19 protein-coding genes and 1 pseudogene are annotated in these 17750 nt (G+C 29.8%); 17 read left to right on the forward strand and 3 right to left on the reverse strand.

Features of this window, described 5'->3' with window-relative positions:
• Positions 1–207: 207 nt before the first annotated feature.
• The gene (locus KPL44_RS06440) at positions 208–1248 is read right to left on the reverse strand and encodes an AI-2E family transporter (RefSeq protein ID WP_216248067.1); all 1041 of its coding nucleotides are present in this window, start codon (positions 1246–1248) and stop codon (positions 208–210) included.
• Between the two features lie 309 nt (positions 1249–1557).
• Here KPL44_RS06440 and KPL44_RS06445 point away from each other — a divergent pair, with 309 nt between their 5' ends.
• The 7 genes and pseudogenes from KPL44_RS06445 to KPL44_RS06475 all read left to right on the forward strand — a co-directional run bounded on the left by KPL44_RS06445 (position 1558) and on the right by KPL44_RS06475 (position 8452).
• Positions 1558–2169 carry an SH3 domain-containing protein gene (locus KPL44_RS06445; protein WP_216248068.1) on the forward strand — a complete coding sequence of 204 codons (612 nt, stop codon included), beginning with the start codon at positions 1558–1560 and terminating at the stop codon, positions 2167–2169.
• Between the two features lie 1024 nt (positions 2170–3193).
• Positions 3194–5026 (forward strand): group II intron reverse transcriptase/maturase, encoded by a 1833-nt coding sequence (ltrA, locus tag KPL44_RS06450; RefSeq protein WP_216248069.1) that lies wholly within the window; start codon positions 3194–3196, stop codon positions 5024–5026.
• A gap of 71 nt (positions 5027–5097) precedes the next feature.
• Positions 5098–5694, forward strand: a complete 597-nt coding sequence (locus KPL44_RS06455) for a maltose acetyltransferase domain-containing protein (protein ID WP_216248070.1) — start codon at positions 5098–5100, stop codon at positions 5692–5694.
• 102 nt (positions 5695–5796) lie between these two features.
• Positions 5797–6555 carry an isoprenyl transferase gene (locus tag KPL44_RS06460; RefSeq protein ID WP_216248071.1) on the forward strand — a complete coding sequence of 253 codons (759 nt, stop codon included), beginning with the start codon at positions 5797–5799 and terminating at the stop codon, positions 6553–6555.
• 199 nt (positions 6556–6754) lie between these two features.
• Positions 6755–7429, forward strand: a complete 675-nt coding sequence (locus KPL44_RS06465) for a hypothetical protein (RefSeq protein ID WP_216248072.1) — start codon at positions 6755–6757, stop codon at positions 7427–7429.
• Positions 7430–7512: 83 nt separating this feature from the next.
• Positions 7513–7758: pseudogene (locus KPL44_RS06470) on the forward strand (hypothetical protein); the annotation flags it as partial.
• Positions 7759–7834: 76 nt separating this feature from the next.
• Positions 7835–8452 carry an HAD family hydrolase gene (locus KPL44_RS06475; RefSeq protein WP_216248073.1) on the forward strand — a complete coding sequence of 206 codons (618 nt, stop codon included), beginning with the start codon at positions 7835–7837 and terminating at the stop codon, positions 8450–8452.
• A 103-nt stretch (positions 8453–8555) separates the two neighbouring features.
• On the opposite strand, the gene KPL44_RS06480 is transcribed toward KPL44_RS06475, so the two are convergent.
• Entirely contained in the window at positions 8556–9242 is a 687-nt protein-coding gene (locus tag KPL44_RS06480; protein ID WP_216248145.1) for a YczE/YyaS/YitT family protein, read from the reverse strand.
• Between the two features lie 244 nt (positions 9243–9486).
• Here KPL44_RS06480 and KPL44_RS06485 point away from each other — a divergent pair, with 244 nt between their 5' ends.
• The gene (locus KPL44_RS06485; protein ID WP_216248074.1) at positions 9487–10443 is read left to right on the forward strand and encodes a carbohydrate kinase family protein; all 957 of its coding nucleotides are present in this window, start codon (positions 9487–9489) and stop codon (positions 10441–10443) included.
• 265 nt (positions 10444–10708) lie between these two features.
• Here the strand turns inward: KPL44_RS06485 and KPL44_RS06490 are convergent, their stop codons facing one another.
• Positions 10709–11032, reverse strand: a complete 324-nt coding sequence (locus tag KPL44_RS06490; protein WP_216248075.1) for a winged helix-turn-helix transcriptional regulator — start codon at positions 11030–11032, stop codon at positions 10709–10711.
• 119 nt (positions 11033–11151) lie between these two features.
• On the opposite strand from KPL44_RS06490, the gene KPL44_RS06495 reads away from it, so the two are divergent.
• The 9 genes from KPL44_RS06495 to KPL44_RS06535 all read left to right on the forward strand — a co-directional run bounded on the left by KPL44_RS06495 (position 11152) and on the right by KPL44_RS06535 (position 17634).
• Positions 11152–11937: an amidohydrolase family protein gene (locus KPL44_RS06495; RefSeq protein ID WP_216248076.1), complete on the forward strand. Its 786-nt coding sequence runs from the start codon at positions 11152–11154 to the stop codon at positions 11935–11937.
• A gap of 156 nt (positions 11938–12093) precedes the next feature.
• On the forward strand, positions 12094–12726 hold the full coding sequence (locus tag KPL44_RS06500; protein ID WP_216248077.1) for a CatB-related O-acetyltransferase: 633 nt from the start codon (positions 12094–12096) through the stop codon (positions 12724–12726).
• A 130-nt stretch (positions 12727–12856) separates the two neighbouring features.
• On the forward strand, positions 12857–13330 hold the full coding sequence (locus KPL44_RS06505) for a Sua5 family C-terminal domain-containing protein (protein ID WP_216248078.1): 474 nt from the start codon (positions 12857–12859) through the stop codon (positions 13328–13330).
• A gap of 139 nt (positions 13331–13469) precedes the next feature.
• A complete protein-coding gene (locus KPL44_RS06510; RefSeq protein WP_216248079.1) occupies positions 13470–13991 on the forward strand; it encodes a GNAT family N-acetyltransferase in 522 nt (173 codons plus the stop codon).
• Between the two features lie 84 nt (positions 13992–14075).
• Positions 14076–14816 (forward strand): MBL fold metallo-hydrolase, encoded by a 741-nt coding sequence (locus tag KPL44_RS06515; protein ID WP_216248080.1) that lies wholly within the window; start codon positions 14076–14078, stop codon positions 14814–14816.
• 123 nt (positions 14817–14939) lie between these two features.
• Positions 14940–15662 carry an HAD family hydrolase gene (locus tag KPL44_RS06520; protein ID WP_216248081.1) on the forward strand — a complete coding sequence of 241 codons (723 nt, stop codon included), beginning with the start codon at positions 14940–14942 and terminating at the stop codon, positions 15660–15662.
• Positions 15663–15748: 86 nt separating this feature from the next.
• Positions 15749–16270: a flavodoxin domain-containing protein gene (locus KPL44_RS06525; protein WP_216248082.1), complete on the forward strand. Its 522-nt coding sequence runs from the start codon at positions 15749–15751 to the stop codon at positions 16268–16270.
• Positions 16271–16399: 129 nt separating this feature from the next.
• The gene (locus tag KPL44_RS06530) at positions 16400–16606 is read left to right on the forward strand and encodes a DUF1737 domain-containing protein (protein ID WP_216104428.1); all 207 of its coding nucleotides are present in this window, start codon (positions 16400–16402) and stop codon (positions 16604–16606) included.
• A gap of 263 nt (positions 16607–16869) precedes the next feature.
• Positions 16870–17634 carry a MerR family transcriptional regulator gene (locus tag KPL44_RS06535; RefSeq protein WP_216248083.1) on the forward strand — a complete coding sequence of 255 codons (765 nt, stop codon included), beginning with the start codon at positions 16870–16872 and terminating at the stop codon, positions 17632–17634.
• Positions 17635–17750 lie beyond the last annotated feature (116 nt).

Raw genomic sequence — 17750 nt, forward strand, 5'->3', positions numbered from 1 at the left:
TGTTTATATTATACGATAATATGAGCTAACTATTTTGCTATATACAATGAGGTTATATCAATTGAGCCAGATGTTGAAAATGGAATTGAAGGAGTTTTTATGATGTAGGTGTCTGACTCCTTCATGTTCAATTATAACTTGTGTTAATATTTTCATTTAGATATTTACTATTGTGGGGTAAGCGTTTATTATAATATAAATTTCTCTTTAAATTTTTTTTATCTTGGAGTCGTTTTTTTCATTCAAATCCACTCCAATTAAATCTAATACGAATATAACAATTGGGATGCCAAGTAACAGCCCCCAAGTTCCCATAAACTGTTCTGAGATTATTAATGTTGTAAAAGTAAAAAATATTGGAAGATGGGTTGTATCAGACATAAACATTGGGTTTAAAACATAACTTTCAATAGTATGAATTACTAAGATCATAATAAGTACAAAAACTACTTTAATTAACCCTCCTATTTTAAAGGCAATTAGACATAAGGGAATTAAAGAAAAAAACACTCCGACTACAGGTACAAGACTTAAAATAAATATCATAAATGCAAGGGCGAACAATGCAGGAAAGCCCATTATAGTAAGTCCTATGATTGATAATATTGTATTTGCAATAGCTATCATTATTTGAGCTCGTATTACTTTACCAAAAGAATTTAAAAAATTATTACCAAAATAACTTAAATAATTGTATGCTGAAGATACTCTACTATGTTTAAACTTATATAGAAACTTTAATACACTAGTTTTTTCTAATACAAATACCAAACTTAATAGAAGTGCCATAAAAAAATTCAAGCCACATTTACCAAAATCAGTTATAAAAAGCATAATATTTTGAATCCCCATTTTAGCATAACTTGCTATGTCAATTTGATGAAAGATAGGTGCGAAATACTTCATATTTCCTTTTGTATCTATCACGAAATTAGTGTATTCCATTCTACGTAAAATATGTAAGCTTTGAGAAATAGCAAGTGGTATATATTTCACTGCTAGCAGCACTACAGTTATTGTCATAAACATATATATAATTATAGTAATAATAGCTGGGTTTATCTTTATAACTTTGTTGATTTGCTCAGTTAATAAACTTTGTAGACTATTTGCTAAATAAGAAATCATAAAAGTTAATAAAACCAAATTTAAAATAGATCTGATTAAGAAAGCGAATAATACTAAAGCTGCTATTAATAATATTTTTATTACCGATTCTTTGTGAAATAATTCTACTATTGTTTGCATTTAAGATACTCCTTCATCTTGTTTTATTAGAACTTGTCATATGTATTTAAATAGCTTACCATATCTTGCTATTATAATAAGTTATTATCTTATTTGTTTATTATAGCAATTATTTAGGGTGCACGGCAAATTATAATTGAAATTAATAAGAATAATTATAATTACAGTTTGGAATTAGCTCTAAATTTAAATTAATTGATAATATATATAAATGTTTCAATTTTATTAATTTTAATAAAAGTCTTTATACAAATGTAAAATTATGGTATATTATAAAAAATAAACTATATACTTTGAGGAGGAATTAAATTGAAAAACATTAAACTTTTAACACAATTAAAAAAAGCTTCATTAAAGAAAAAGGTGGTTGTCGTTACTACTATTATGGGGATCGCATTAGTATCTATAGGTATAAATAATGTGAATTATAATAATAGTACAAGCAGTGCAAATAAATATGTACAAGTATTAGGTAGTGTAGTTCAACAACCAGTAGTAGGCAAAATACAATATGGTGTAACGACATCTATTGTAAACATAAGAACTGGGGCATCAACTACATCTTCTATACAAGGAAAATTAGCTAACAAAACTGAAATTAAAATTCTTGAAAAAAAAGATGATTTTTATAAAGTAAGCTACAGCGGTAAAACAGGATACGTAAGTAGTCAATATGTAAAAGTAATAGCTAAACCAGCTGCAGTAGTAACGGCACAGACAGTATCTAAAGTACAAGATGGCGTAACAACATCTATTGTAAACATAAGAACTGGAGCATCAACTACTTCTTCTATACAAGGGAAATTAGCTAACAAAACTAAAGTTAAAATTATGGGTAAGGTCGGTAGTTTTTATAAAATAAGTTATAGTGGTAAAACAGGATATGTAAGTAATCAATATGTGAAAATAACAACTAAATAAGTATTATATATTGAAACTTAAAAATCCATATCAATTATGATATGGATTTTTAACTCTTTTTTTATTTTTAAAAGTGGATTGTGGTTACATGTGATTAGAATGATTGCTACCAATGATGATTTATCTTCTATTAAAATATATCCTCGTCACATAATTATGGTATGATATAAATGTATATTATTGGTCGAAATTGTAATCGATATCTAAGCAAAGATTAAATATAAAACATTAATTTAAATGAATTTTATAAATTATGGAGGTTATTATGAAAATTAGAGATAAAATGAAAAATGGTATGTGTGCGACACGTTGCAACTTGAAAAGAGTTGCCTAAACTGAATAAGTTTAAGAACTGATGGCATTGAAAAGTCAAATGAAGGGGTAACGCCTTGAAGGGCTTTCTCTGATACTCCGATATGTGTCTTATTTATTAAGAAATGAGAGATATAAAGCTCGGTGAAGTCGATTGAGAATACACCCTAATGCTGTGCATATGCAGAGTAAAGGAACAGCGAACCAGAGGTGGTTGTGTGTACGATAGGTCGGGAGTCCATAAAATACTCATGGTAAGAATGTTCCTTAGGAACTGACAAAATTCCGAATGTAAGGGTCTATACGTTTAAAGAACAGAAATGTTTTTCATACCTAAGTTGTATGGTTTGTGAGGATAAGTAAAATTGCATGTTATGAAAGTCCTTATACTGTTAAAGGCAGTATCAATCAAACAGGCTCAAAGGAATTACCTAAAAGTATATGTAGTGATAAAAGTCATCGGAACGTGGTAAGCATCAGGCATGGAGAAACTTAATTTCAATGAAATGTTGATAAGGAAAGGTTTAAACTATAACTTATCTTAATTGATGTGAAAGTAGTGGCACAATACCTATGAACCTCTGATAATAAGGAGTGGAGGGATAGCCACAAGTCAATAATTATTTTCTTAAATATACAAAAAACAATATTATTAGGTTCTTGTAAGACTAATAGAAGCGAAATTCACCAGATATGAGGGATGAGCTGACTAATGACAGTCAAATTGAAGAAGTTTAAGAAGAAATTACTAAGAAATAACGAATATTATGATTTCCAAGAAATACAAGATAACCTTTATAAGCAAAGTAAAGATAATATGAAGTTTAAAAATCTTATGGAGTTAATTACTGATGATAGAAACATACTATTAGCATATCGCAATATAAAGAGGAACAAAGGGAGTAAAACACCCGGAACTAACTTTAATAATATATTAAAAATTGCAGATACGGAACCTAAATATCTCATAGAGTATGTGAAAGAAAGACTAAAAGATTATAAACCTGAACCAGTAAGAAGAATTGAAATACCTAAAGATGGTGGAACGGCAACAAGGCCACTTGGAATACCCTGCATTGAAGATAGACTTATACAGCAATGTATCAAACAAGTATTAGAACCTATATGTGAAGCAAAGTTTCATGCACATAATTATGGATTCAGACCTAATAGAAGTACACACCATGCAATATCGAGAATGACATTCTTAGCAAATAGAGCTCACCTACATTATGTAGTTGATATAGATATAAAGGGATTTTTTGATAATGTAAATCATGGTAAGCTATTAAAGCAAATGTGGTCTTTAGGGATACAAGATAAAAGTCTACTAACAATAATATCAAAAATGCTAAAAGCAGAAATTGATGGAATAGGCATTCCTCAAAAAGGAACCCCGCAGGGTGGGATTTTATCGCCATTATTAAGTAATATAGTGTTAAATGAGTTAGATTGGTGGATTAGCAATCAATGGGAGACATTTGAACCAAGGCACAAATATACAAGTTACAATAAATTTAGTGCATTAAAGTCCTCCAAACTTAAACAAATGTTCATAGTCAGATATGCAGATGATTTTAAGTTAATGTGTAGAGATTATGAAACAGCTCAAAAGGCGCTTATAGCAGTTAAAAACTGGTTAAAGGAAAGACTAGACCTAGATATTAGTCCAGAAAAGTCAAAAGTAATTAATATTAGGAAAAATTATTCAAACTTCCTAGGGTTCAAACTGAAGATTATCAAAAAGGGAAAGAAAAAGGTTATCAAATCCAACATCAATGATAAAGCAACAAAGAAAATTATAAAAGGTATATTGGAAAGAATCAAGGAAATTAAGAAAAGTCCAACTGTAGCAACTGTAAATAGATATAATGCATCTATATTAGGATTGCACAACTATTATAGATATGCAACATATGCAAACATAGACTTTTCTAAAATAGCTTTCTTAGTAAGCAAGAACCTATATAATAGTACCAAACGAATACGAGGTAAAACAGGTAACAAGAGTAAAGCATATATTAACTATTATGGTAAATATAATCTTAAAATAGTATATATTGCTAGTATAGCATTGTTTCCAATAGCAGGAATTAAAACAAAAAATGCAATGAATTTCTCCCGAAATATATGCAACTTTACCAAAGAAGGTAGAGAATTAATCCATGATAACCTCAAAGGGGTCAATCACAATGCACTAAAATACATCATGGAAAACCCAATACAAGGTGAAACCACAGAATATAACGATAACAGAGTATCGCTATATGTAGGACAAAATGGGAAATGTAGTGTAACAGGAGAGCCATTGTTAATAAATAACATGGATTCCCACCATAAAATTCCAAGAGAATTAGGTGGGAAAGATGAATATGCAAATTTAACATTTGTTATTTGTGGTATTCATAAACTAATTCATGCAATAACAAAGAAAACGATACTAAACTATATAAATAAAATGCAGAAATTCATTAATGAATCAAGCCTGATTAAAATAAATAAACTTCGTAAATTGGTTGGAAATTGTGAATTGTATATAAGTTAAAAGGAAAATATGAATTGAGGGCGCGCCGTATGAGGTGAAAGTCTCACGTACGGTGTTGAGCGGGGGAAAAGGTGAAGATTACATCAAAGTCTTACCTATCGCTATTGTATATAGATGCAGGAGAGGGTCTTGAAGAGGAACGTAAAAAGTGTAAGGAATTATTATATGATTATAATCATACACACCCAAGTGAAGAAAAAAAAATGAAAGACTTGCTCAGAAAATTATTAGGAGATATGGGTGAGAATATTTGGATTGAACCACCAGTACATATGGCATATGGTACAAATGTGCATATTGGTGACTATTTTTATGCTAATTTTAATCTTGTAATTGTAGATGATATTGATGTTTATATAGGCGAACATGTAATGATAGCACCTAATGTGACAATAACCCCAACAGGACATCCAGTTGATTCAAATCTCCGCAGGCCAGGTACTCAGTTTTCAATTCCCGTAAGAATTGGTAACGATGTATGGATAGGTTCTAATGTAGTTATTTTGCCAGGCATCACTATAGGAGATAATTCAGTTATAGGTGCTGGAAGTGTTGTTACTCATGATATTCCTGAAAATGTAATTGCTGTAGGAAATCCATGTCATGTGTTAAGGAATATAGATGAACGGGATAAAGAATATTATTATAAAAACAGAAGAATTGAATAATTGTTGAATGGATTTTATCACATATATTAGTTTAAAGAAAGAAGCAGGAAATTTAATGGTATTATTAGGGGATGATTATATAGGAAGGGGAGAATAACATTAATGTGGAATATTTTAAAAAAGAAGAAACTATTAATAACTGATGATTGTTCTATAGATATGAATAATATCCCTAAACATATCGGAATTATTATGGACGGAAATGGAAGATGGGCAAAAAAACGGAAATTACCTAGAAATATAGGTCATAAAGCAGGGGTTGAAGCTTTAAGGGATGTAGTAAAAGAATGTAGTAAGATAGGTGTGAGATATTTAACATTATACGGGTTTTCAACGGAAAACTGGGTAAGACCGGCTGATGAAGTAAATGCTTTAATGAAGTTACTTGTAGAATATCTTAAAAGTGAGTTTGAAGAGTTATATAAAAATGATGTTGTAATAAACAGTATCGGTTATATAACTAAACTTCCGTTAATATGCCAAAATGCATTGAATAATGCATTTGAAAAGTCAAAGAATAATAAGGGGTTAGTATTAAATTTAGCCTTTAATTATGGTGGTAGAGCTGAATTGATTATGGCCTTTAAAAAAATTAATGAAGATATTGAGTATGGAAAAATAAATAAAGTTGATTTAGATGAAAAATTAGTTGCTAACTATTTATATACGGCTGGAATGCCTGATCCAGATATTATTATAAGGCCCAGTGGAGAACAGAGGCTAAGTAATTTTCTGCTGTGGCAAAGTGCTTATTCAGAGTTTTGGTATTCAGATATATATTGGCCTGATTTTAAGGCTAAGCATTTACATATGGCAATACATGATTATCAAGAAAGAGATAGACGCTTCGGTGGAATTTAGTTGATATTCATTTCAAAATATAAGTAAAACAACTCATAAGTATAAAAATTTATTATGGTTCCCATATACAGTTCGTGGCAAAAATAGTATAATTAAGTAAAAAGGTGTGCCATACTCGTAAAAATAAGAGGCATGTGATACTGATGGAGATATCGGTTTTATTCAAATAATGTTTAATAACTATTAGGGAGTGGTATAAATGAAAAAAACAAGAAAACAAGTAATAGTTACTTTATTGGTAGTAGGCATGGCAATAAATGAATTTATTTTACCAGTAATGGCTCAAGCAGCTACAATTGAACCACAAGTTACTTGCTCATTAAAAGTACTACCATCTACGGTTGTAGCCTTGAATGAAATAGCTTTGAAGCGAAGCGTAGTAGCTGCTTCAAGTGGAATTACTGCTTGCACTTCATATTTGAATAATAAATATGTACGGCCAGTGATAAACACAGCATATATTAATTTAGTTGGAGATACCCAATTTGCTACAACAATATTAAATAATAAAATTGCTGTAACTCAGTCTGATGTTGATGTTTTAACAAAAAAAATTATAGAAGAAACGTCAATACTTAATGAACTACTAGAAACAAGTATAGCATCTATAAACTTGGATGAAGCAGCTTTGGTGCAAAGCTTAGTATCGGCTTCAAGGCAAATGGCTACTTGTGCTCCATATTTGGGTTGTGGATATGCACAACCAGTGATAAGTGTAAAATATGTTGAATTGGTTGAAGATATGCAATTTGCTACAACAATATTAAATAATAAAGTTGGTGTAACTCAGTCTGATATTGATGCTTTAACAAAAAAAATTACAGAAGAAACGTCAATACTTAATCAGCAAAGTCTGTTTTTTAATATTTCATGATAAAAGTATCTCAAGTATATGTGGAAATTATAAAAATTGTTTAAGCGGCTAAAACCCTAAATTCTAAAGGGTTAAGGCTGCTTAATTTTATTGTAGATGCAAGAAACGGATTTGAAGATGAAAAAGGAGATACAGAATGGGGATTTACTTTCTTGCTTCCAGCTATGTCAAATACAGATTGTAAAAATGTTGTGTTTATTATGAATAAAGCAAATGAAATAGAAGAAGAGATGGACATGAGGACGAAAGAATTCAGAAAATATTTTACGGTTAAGAAAGTTAAATGTTATGAGGATGCAGTCAGATTATTATATAAAGAACTAAGGTGAAAGTAATGTCAAATTGGGATATTACGCAGTTCGAAAGAAGTGTAAATATACTTAATTTAAATAATGGAGGTAATAAATGTATAATTATATTATATTTGATATTGATGGTACAATTTTAGATACTGAATTTGCAATTCTTTCATCACTTCAAAAATTAGTGCTTGAAGAACTTAATAAAAAGTTTAGTTTTGAAGAACTAAGATTTGCATTAGGTATTCCAGGAGAAGTAGCATTAAATAAACTTGGAATAACCAATCTGTTTCAGTCTAATGAGAAATGGAATAGATATTTGAAAGACTATCTTAATCATGTGAAAGTCTTTGATGATATTAAGGATACTTTAGTTAAATTAAGCGAAATAGGGATTTTAGCAGGTATAGTTACATCAAAGACTAAAGCAGAGTACATAAGTGATTTTATACCTTTTGGGTTGGCCGATTATTTTAAATTAGTAGTTTGTGCAGATGATACAGAAAGACATAAGCCTAATGCAGATCCAATTTTAAAATTTATTGAATTGTCAGGGATAGATAAATCAAAGACTATATATATCGGGGACACTAAATATGATATGGAATGTGCATCTAGTGCTGGTATAGATTTTGCATTAGCGTTATGGGGTGCTAAATCGTCAATTGGAATTAATGCAAATTATATTTTGAAAAATCCCAAACAAATACTGGAACTTATATAAGTTTAATTATCAATTAACTCCTTGAGGAAGAGACATTCAAATATTTACTATTAGTTTGACTGTCTCTCTCAAAGAATTATTGCAATATCGTTAGCTTTTAAATTTAAGCCCTTAAAGATATATTTTCTTCAGATTCAGACTCAGATGCAGACTCATCTTCAGCTTGATCTTTAACAATAATATTTACGAACTTTTCTCCATACGGAAGACAAAATTGTATACATGGGCCTGTTAATAATGCAGATATTATTGTACCTATTCCAAATACTCCGCCGAGTGCAAAGCCCATTATTACAAAGCTAATATCTAACACCATACGAATCCAACGATATTCTAAATTAATTTTATCTTTTACAATAAATGGAATGATATCATTTGGTGCAACACCTAGATTACTTGCTTTAAGTATAGAAAATCCAATTGCAATTAAAACACAACCTAATACAACTAAAAGTATCTTTGCACCAATATTTAAAGATGCAATTGGGAAAAACGAAACAGCCTTTACTCCAAGGTCAATAATAGGTCCTACTCCAACAACGCATATAATTGTTCCTATCTTTATACGACGTCTTTCAACTGCAAGTATTATGCAAAACAATACAAATAAAATAACCATATTAGCATTTCCGGGTGTTTTATTTAATAAAGATGCTAATCCTTGAGTGAATAAAGTAAATGGATCGGAACCAATATTAGTTTTTAAAAATAATGCTACTCCAATCTGTATAATACTCATTCCTACAAAAAATATAGTTAGTCTTTTAATTAGATTTAGGTTTTTAGTCATATTTTCCATCCCTTTCTTTATATTTCATAGTTGCTTAAGCTGCAACCTGTTTATTCGTGTTCGTTTATGTTCGATTTATATTTCGTTTAGCTTCGCTTGTTTTCATTTTACTGTATTTTGTAAACGGCGTCAAGAGCATAAGCAATTCCAAAAGTAATAAACATCAAAAATAAAAGGTATATATACAATTTAGTCTAAACTGTGTTAAAGTAAATGAATAATAATTGGAATTAGGAGGCGTATTATGAATAAAATACTATGTATTGGTGAATTATTAATTGATTTTATTTGTTCAGATATTAATAGTGGTTTAACTAAAGGAGAAAATTTCGTAAAAAAAGCAGGAGGTGCACCAGCTAACGTATCAGCAGCTATATCAAAGTTAGGAGGCCAAGCATATTTTGCAGGGAAAGTTGGTAATGATAACTTTGGTATGTTCTTGAAGGAAACATTAGAGGAAGCCGGAGTAGACACTTCTATGCTTATACTTGATAAAAATTCTAAGACTACTTTAGCGTTTGTTTCGTTAAATGAAGATGGAGAAAGAGATTTTATTTTTAATAGAGGTGCAGATGAATTATTAACTTTTGAGGAGCTAGGTCGTGATAAGCTAAAATCTTTTAAAATAATGCATTTTGGTTCTGCAACCGCACTTTTAGGTGGGCCTTCAAAGGAAACTTATTTAAAAGCTATGGAGCTTGCTTTTAAAAATGAAGTTTTTATTTCTTTTGATCCTAATTATAGAATAGATTTGTGGAAAAATAGATTGAGTGACTTTGTAGAAATATCAAAAAAATGTCTTAAATATTCAGATTTTGTTAAAGTAAGTGATGAAGAAATAAAAATAATTTCAGGTAAAGAAAACATAGATGAAGGTATTAAGTTGTTTCATAGCTTAGGTGCAAAAGTCGTAGCTGTTACACTTGGGGAAGCAGGTACATTAATTTCTACCAATGAAGGAAGCAGTATAATAAATAGCATAAAAATTAAATGTATTGATTCAACAGGAGCTGGTGATGCATTTGTAGGTGCATTTCTTTATAAGCTTGCACAGCTAAAGAATCCAAAATCATTCATGAATAATCCTGATACTATTAAAGATATAATAATTTTTAGTAATAAAGTTGGCGCTATTACATGTACAAAGCTCGGTGCTATAGCATCTCTACCAACGCTCAAAGAAGTGCAAATGTTAAAATAGTTTAAATAAGTAACAAAACAAGGTTTAAGACTAGTTACCTTATATTAATATAAATATGCGAATTATGAAGAAGGAACAGAAAGCAAGGCAATTTGCAATGCATGAGTTGAAAAAGAAGGAAAAACATAGAGGTCATTAATTCATAGTGACCTCTATGTTTTTCCTTCTTTTAAATTTCGTATTAATAATTTCAAAAGTGGATGTACTATTTTGTTATAAGAATACATTCCTAAATACACCACCTATTATATTAAATGGTTACGATTTAAATTTGTTTTTCGCCCCACGTACACATATCATTAACAATTGGCATGAGACTTTGCCCCTTTTCGGTAAGAGAATATTCTACTTTTGGAGGAATTTGAAGATACTCTTTTCTTAATATAATATTTTTGTTTTCTAATTCTTTTAATTGTGAACTTAACATCTTATGAGTAATACCTTCAATATTTTTCTTTAAAACCCCATATCTTACAGTACCCATACAAGCAAGTAAATAAATTATTTTTAACTTCCATTTTCCACTTACGACTGACAAAGTGTATTCAAAAGGTTCTTTATTACTGATATAACATAATTTCTCTGACATATCTTCACTCTCCTTTTTGAAAGTATATCACAAAAAAGTGCATACTATTATTTTTTGGAAACTAATCTATAATAAGGGTGAGTTGCAACTCAAATTAGAAATAAGAAGGAATGATATATATGGTTATTGATGGACATTCACATGTTAATTTACCAGTTGAACAACATATCGAAATAATGGATAAGGCTGGTGTTGAAAAAACAATTCTGTTTTCAACATCAATACATCCAGAGAAAGCAGATAATTTACAAGGTTTAAAAAAAGAGATGAAAATTTTAAATGATATTGTATCTGGGAAAACAAATTCTTCATTAGATGAAAAATATAAGTCTATAAATGAACTCAAACAAATAATTCAAAGGTATCCATCGAGATATATTGGATTTGGTTCTGTACCCGTTGGATTGAATGAAAATGATACTAACTTATATATTGAAGAAAACATAGTAAAAAACAAATTTGCTGGTATTGGTGAATTTACACTTCCAAGTGGTCAAATAAAAATATTAACTACCATTTTTAAGTCTTCGATGATATTTGGAAAATTACCAATTTGGATACACGCGTTTAATCCTTTAGTATTACAAGATATTAAGGAAATCGCTGAACTAAGCAAAAAATTTCCTGATATTCCTGTTATATTAGGACATATGGGAGGAAGTAACTGGCTAACGGCAATAGAACTTGCAAAAGAGATGCCAAATTTATATCTTGATACATCTGCTTGTTTTTCTACACTTGTTTTGAAAATAGCCATAAATGAAATTCCATTAAAATGTATATTTGGTGCAGATATGCCATATGGAGATTTGCAGTTATCAAAAGAAGCTATTGAAAAATTATGCAATAAATCATATATTAATGCTGTTTTAGGGGATAACATGGCAAAATTATTAAAACTTTAGATATCTTATTATATAAATATCAAATACTTTAATTATTGAATAATATGGTATAATATGATATATAAGGTTACTGTTTGAGGAGTGATTGTATGAAAAAATGCATTGTAATAATGGAATAGGAATTAAAGTATCTTAATACAAAGGAGAGATTAAAATATGACTATTTCAAATTCAGATAAAATATATCCAAGAAGTAATGACAACCAAACAATATATCTTAAAAATGTAATTACAAGAGATAATATAAAAGTTGGAGATTATACAATATATAATGATTTTAATAATGATCCAAGGGATTTCGAAGAAAATAATGTATTATATCAGTATATTGTAAACAATGATAAATTAATAATTGGAAAGTTTTGTTCAATTGCATGTAAAGCGAAGTTTCTTATGACAAGTGGAAATCACACAATGAAATCACTATCTAATTATACATTTCCAATATTTTATGAGGAATGGGATTTACCCGTCAGCCATATAACCGATGCTTGGGATAATAAGGGTGATATTGAAATTGGAAATGATGTGTGGATAGGTTATGACGCTATAATCATGTCAGGGGTGAAGATTGGTGATGGTGCAATTATTGGAACTAGAGCGGTAGTTACTAAGGATGTTCCTCCATATACTATTGTTGGAGGAGTACCCGCAAAAGTTATAAAGAAAAGGTATGATGATGAAACAATTTCTAAATTGCTTATAATTAAGTGGTGGAATTGGACATATGAAAAAATCCAAGCAAATATTAAATATATTCAATCAGGAAACATTGATAAGTTAAAGTGAACAAGTTAGTATTTTGTGTCTCATTCTTCACAAGTAAAGTCATATCTAATGATATGGCTTTACTATATTAGTGTGCCCGGCATGGGCGTAATCTAATGGGTGAAAGTCCCAAGCACATAGTTGAATAGATATGTCTACTCCAGTCCCAATACTTCTAAGACCAGGAGCAATAAGCTTGGATGACATATGTAAGGTAATTCCAAATCTTATATACAAAAAGGATTTATTAAGCGTGAAAGAAATGGAAATTCCAAAGGCTCCAGGAATGAAATATAGACACTATGCACCAGATGCACCGCTAACATTGGTTGAGGGAGAGTATATAAAAACGTCTAAATGGATTAAAGAAAATGCAAATGAGAACGATGTTATAATTTGTTTTCAAGAATTTTTAAATGATTTTGAGGACTATCAACATATATATAGTTTAGGAAGTTTTAAAATGTTAAATATAGCTGCACAAAAGATATTTGATTTGATTAGAGAATGTGATAAATTGAATGTAAGTCATATTTATGTACAAGCTCCCAATAATAGTGGTTTAGGGAATTCTATAATCAATCGATTAGAAAAAGCAAGTGCAGGAGACATTATTCATATATAAATTATCAGTGAATATTTTGTTAATTAATAGGATGCTTATATTCTTTTTTCAAAATATAAAGGAAAATTATAAATCTCTGTTGAATTGTATAAAGAAAACATGCGTCTGGTTTGAATATTCAGAAAGGATGAGGAGTTTTATGATATTTAAGTTGATTGAGCCAAAACTTGAAATGGAAAAAGAATATAACAATTATATAGTTGAATGGGAAAAATCAGGAGAAGAAATAATTCCATACGCATCTAGAAAGAGTATGGTCAATTATGAAGATTTAATTAATTGTTGGAAGACCCAAAAAAACAATAAAGCATATGAAGATGGATTTGTTCCATCTACTCTATATTTTTTAATTGATGAAAACATGAAGATTTATGGTGCGTTACATATTAGACATGAATTAAATAATTTTTTGCTAAATTATGGCGGACATATAGGGTATGGGATAAGGCCTTCTGAACGTAAGAAAGGCTATGCTACTAAGATGCTTTCACTATCATTATCATTAGTGAAACAGTTAGGTATTAAAAAGGCGTTGGTTACGTGTGACAAAATAAATATAGCTTCAGCAAAAACTATATTAAATAATGGTGGAGTATTAGAGAATGAAGTTATTGAAGAGGGTGAAGTAACTCAGAGATATTGGATAAATATTAAATTATAAAATACTCTGTGATTTTAATTAACTGCGCCGATATTATAAAATAATGATTAGTAAAGGGTTATTTATATAACGGAAGGAGAATAGATGGTTATAAATCAAATATCAGAGAGGATATATTACTTGCCTTTCGATGAAAATACAGACAGACCAAATCTTGGTTATATTTTGGGGAATAAGTATTCGATTATGATTGATTGCGGTAATTCACCTAAACATCTTTCTTTATTTTATGCGGGACTTGAAGAAAGACATCTTCCCATTCCACAAATTGCTTTCATTACACACTGGCATTGGGATCATACATTTGGTATGGAAGCATTCAATGGAATGACTATTGCAGGGCAACTTACCAATAACAAACTGAAAGAGGTAATGCAATGGAAATGGACTGACCAAGTTATGGAAGAGCGTCTTGCGAGTGGTGAAGAAATTGAATTTTGCGATGAGAATATCCGCAAAGAATATAAGGATTTATCAGAAATTAGTGTTAAATCAGCTGATATGACATTCGATAGAAGTATTTCCATTGACCTAGGGGGAATTACCTGCATTGCATTAAATTGTCCATCACCTCACTCAAAAGACAGTGTGATTATCTATGTTCCTGAAGAAAAAATATTGTTTTGTGGAGATGCAGATTCTGGAGATTTTTATGATAACAAGGGACAACGTGAAGTTGAACGAGTGAAACAATATAGGGATGTTCTGATGAAAATTCCATTTGAAGTCTATTTACATGGCCATTGTGAACCAGTAAGCAGAAAACAGGTGTTTAGCGATTTGGAAGAAATGATAGAAGGGAATCAAAATACGAATTTTAATTGAGAATGATATTTTGTGGGAGGTAATCTCACACCAGAGAATATGGAGTAATTTGTTTTAAATGTGTATGAATATAGTTAATGTAATACGACAACGATTGAGTTATATTCAGATTGAGGTGAAATTATGAATGAAGTTAAAGTGATATTTTTTGATATGGGAAACACATTATTGCATTTTCATTATGGAGCATCAGATGATGAAAAAGACATGCAGGGCTTAATATATCTAACTAGATATCTAAAAAAATTCAATGAAAAAATTCTATTTGAGGATGTAAAAGATGGATTTTATGAGTGTTGGATGCGTGGAATAAATCATAGAAAAATAACTCTTATAGAGTATCCAATAGAAAATTTTCTGAATAACTTCCTTGAAAAATATCAATTAAAGTTCAATTTAAATCAATGTATAGAAGCAATTAATTTATTTTATACGGAGTATAAAGAGCAGGTATGTTTTGAAAGCGATTTATACAACACTTTAAAACTGATAAAAGATAAGGGATATAAAATAGGGATTATATCAAATACTTGTTATTATGATGAAGTTATGAAAGAGTGCTTTAAAAAGGCGAAAATTTATGATCTAATTGATAGTTTTACTTTCAGTTATTCATTAAAAATATGTAAACCCAATAAGAAAATTTTTATAAATGCTATTGAGTTAATGAGGATTACACCTGTAGAGGCAGTAATGGTAGGGGATAGTTTAGAGTGTGACATAAAGCCAGCATTAGATTTAGGTATGAAAACTATATGGTTCAATTTTAATAATAACAATTCAAATGAGAATATTGTAGCAGATTTTAAAATAGCATGTATAGCTGAAGTACATGATTATATATAGTGATATAATTTCAGTTGGGTTTTAATATGTTGAAATTCTGAATGTAGTATAATGCGAAAAAATATATATTATAAGAGGTGAAATTAATGAAAACTGTAGTAATATACAAGTCCAAAACAGGCTTTACAAAAAAATATGCAGAATGGATTTCTGAGGCGTTATCAGCGGATATTTTTGATGTTTCAAGTGCTGATATAAATGTAGTTACAAATTATGATACCGTGATTTATGGCGGCAGTTTGTATGCTGTTGGTATCATTGGAGTAAAATATATAACGAAAAATCTCGACAAATTTAAAGGTAAAAAAGTCATTGTTTTCGCAACGGGGGCATCGCCATCGAGTGAAGAGGTAATACATGAAGTAAAAGATAAAAATTTTACTCCAGAGGAACAGAAGTCTGTACAGTTCTTTTATTTAAGAGGTGGATTTGATTATAGTAAAATAAAGCCTTTTGATAAAGCACTTATGACATTACTAAAATGGAAGATTAAGATGAAAAAAGAATTAACACCTGAGGCAAGAGGCATGTTAGCCATGTATGACAAGCCAGTAGATTTTACAAGAAGAAAGAATATAGATGAAATAATAACTTATGTTAATTCATAACATTCAGAATATGTAGAACTATCAACAGAGTTACTAATATGAAATACACATAAAATTCAAAACAAGAAAGGAAGTGGATATTTAGTGGGTTTGTATACTTAAAGTACACGCTCTCGCTAAAGATAACCTATGGAAAACAAACTTAAATATCGCTTAATTACAGGAAAAGATGATGCGAATTTTTGCAAGAAAATTTCTGAATTACTTGATGAGGGGTATAAATTATACGAAGCTCCATCATGTACTTTTAATGGGCAAGATGTAATTGTGGCACAGGCATTAATTCTTAATGAGTGTGACAATCTTGATATTGGTTTCAAAAGAACAGTTAAATAAAAGTAAAAAACATATTTAGTTTAATTGATACGGATTGTTTTTTATGTCCTCTCAAGTAACCCCATATCATTAGATGTGGGGTTTAATCGTTAAGCATTACTAGTAATAATGATTGCGATTGAAATGATATTATACTATACATTTTCATTTTATGTCGAAAGATATCTATAATTTATTTCCAAAAGGGTATTGACTCTAACGTAACGTCATAGATTATTATAAATTTGTAGGGAAGATTAATAAAGAACAAAGGAGTTAATTTTATGTCTTATAAAATAAAAGAAGTAGCTGATATGGTTGGTGTAAGTGTGCGTACACTTCATCATTATGATCAGATAGGCATCTTAAAGCCAAAGTCTGTAACACCTGCCGGATATAGACTCTACACTGATGATGACCTTGAAAGATTACAACAAGTTTTGTTCTTTAAAGAATTGGATTTTACTCTTCTAGAAATAAAAGAAATTTTAGATAATCCGGACTTCGATAGAAAACATGCATTAAAGACACATAGGGAGCTATTGATAGAAAAAAAGAAGAGACTCGATAAGATTATAAAATCTGTAGATAAAACTATAGATTACATTGAAGGAGGAATAGATATGAATAAGAATGAAATGTTTGAGGGGTTTGATATAAGCGAAATAGAGGCTCATAAAGAAAGATATGCAGAGGAAACGAAGCAAAAATATGGCGACACTGATGCCTACAAGGAAAGCTTGAAAAAAACCTCCAAATACACAAAAGAGGATTGGGCTAGGATTAATGCAACTAATGGAAAAATCAACGAGAAAATTATAGCTAACATGGATAAAGGAATAGGCAATTCAGAAGTTCAAAAGGCAGTTGCTGAGTTAAGACAACACATTACTGATAATTTTTATGATTGTACTATAGAAATATTTAGAGGACTTGCTGACTTATATGTTAATGACGAACGTTTCACGGCTAACATTGATAAGTATAAAGAAGGTTTAGCTAAGTTCTTAAGTGAGTCAATGATTTACTATTGTGAGAATGTAAAATAGGTGGCACTCAAGTTGTAAGTCTAGGTTTTCTATAATTCCGACAAAACCTACGCTAAGACATAAAATGAATAAATATCATATAGTTTAGCAGGGTATGAGCGATTTAAAATCGTTGC

Source organism: Clostridium sp. DSM 17811 (genome assembly GCF_018861905.1).
GTDB classification, from domain to species: domain Bacteria; phylum Bacillota; class Clostridia; order Clostridiales; family Clostridiaceae; genus Clostridium_AD; species Clostridium_AD frigoriphilum.

What these genes read in the sequence shown, in the direction of transcription:
- KPL44_RS06440 (WP_216248067.1), bottom strand. Translation starts at nt 1,248, where the DNA reads ATGCAAACAATAGTAGAATTATTTCACAAAGAATCGGTAATAAAAATA.
- ltrA (WP_216248069.1), top strand. Translation starts at nt 3,194, where the DNA reads ATGACAGTCAAATTGAAGAAGTTTAAGAAGAAATTACTAAGAAATAAC.
- KPL44_RS06460 (WP_216248071.1), top strand. Translation starts at nt 5,797, where the DNA reads ATGTGGAATATTTTAAAAAAGAAGAAACTATTAATAACTGATGATTGT.
- KPL44_RS06465 (WP_216248072.1), top strand. Translation starts at nt 6,755, where the DNA reads ATGAAAAAAACAAGAAAACAAGTAATAGTTACTTTATTGGTAGTAGGC.
- KPL44_RS06475 (WP_216248073.1), top strand. Translation starts at nt 7,835, where the DNA reads ATGTATAATTATATTATATTTGATATTGATGGTACAATTTTAGATACT.
- KPL44_RS06480 (WP_216248145.1), bottom strand. Translation starts at nt 9,242, where the DNA reads ATGACTAAAAACCTAAATCTAATTAAAAGACTAACTATATTTTTTGTA.
- KPL44_RS06485 (WP_216248074.1), top strand. Translation starts at nt 9,487, where the DNA reads ATGAATAAAATACTATGTATTGGTGAATTATTAATTGATTTTATTTGT.
- KPL44_RS06490 (WP_216248075.1), bottom strand. Translation starts at nt 11,032, where the DNA reads ATGTCAGAGAAATTATGTTATATCAGTAATAAAGAACCTTTTGAATAC.
- KPL44_RS06495 (WP_216248076.1), top strand. Translation starts at nt 11,152, where the DNA reads ATGGTTATTGATGGACATTCACATGTTAATTTACCAGTTGAACAACAT.
- KPL44_RS06500 (WP_216248077.1), top strand. Translation starts at nt 12,094, where the DNA reads ATGACTATTTCAAATTCAGATAAAATATATCCAAGAAGTAATGACAAC.
- KPL44_RS06505 (WP_216248078.1), top strand. Translation starts at nt 12,857, where the DNA reads ATGTCTACTCCAGTCCCAATACTTCTAAGACCAGGAGCAATAAGCTTG.
- KPL44_RS06510 (WP_216248079.1), top strand. Translation starts at nt 13,470, where the DNA reads ATGATATTTAAGTTGATTGAGCCAAAACTTGAAATGGAAAAAGAATAT.
- KPL44_RS06515 (WP_216248080.1), top strand. Translation starts at nt 14,076, where the DNA reads ATGGTTATAAATCAAATATCAGAGAGGATATATTACTTGCCTTTCGAT.
- KPL44_RS06520 (WP_216248081.1), top strand. Translation starts at nt 14,940, where the DNA reads ATGAATGAAGTTAAAGTGATATTTTTTGATATGGGAAACACATTATTG.
- KPL44_RS06525 (WP_216248082.1), top strand. Translation starts at nt 15,749, where the DNA reads ATGAAAACTGTAGTAATATACAAGTCCAAAACAGGCTTTACAAAAAAA.
- KPL44_RS06530 (WP_216104428.1), top strand. Translation starts at nt 16,400, where the DNA reads ATGGAAAACAAACTTAAATATCGCTTAATTACAGGAAAAGATGATGCG.
- KPL44_RS06535 (WP_216248083.1), top strand. Translation starts at nt 16,870, where the DNA reads ATGTCTTATAAAATAAAAGAAGTAGCTGATATGGTTGGTGTAAGTGTG.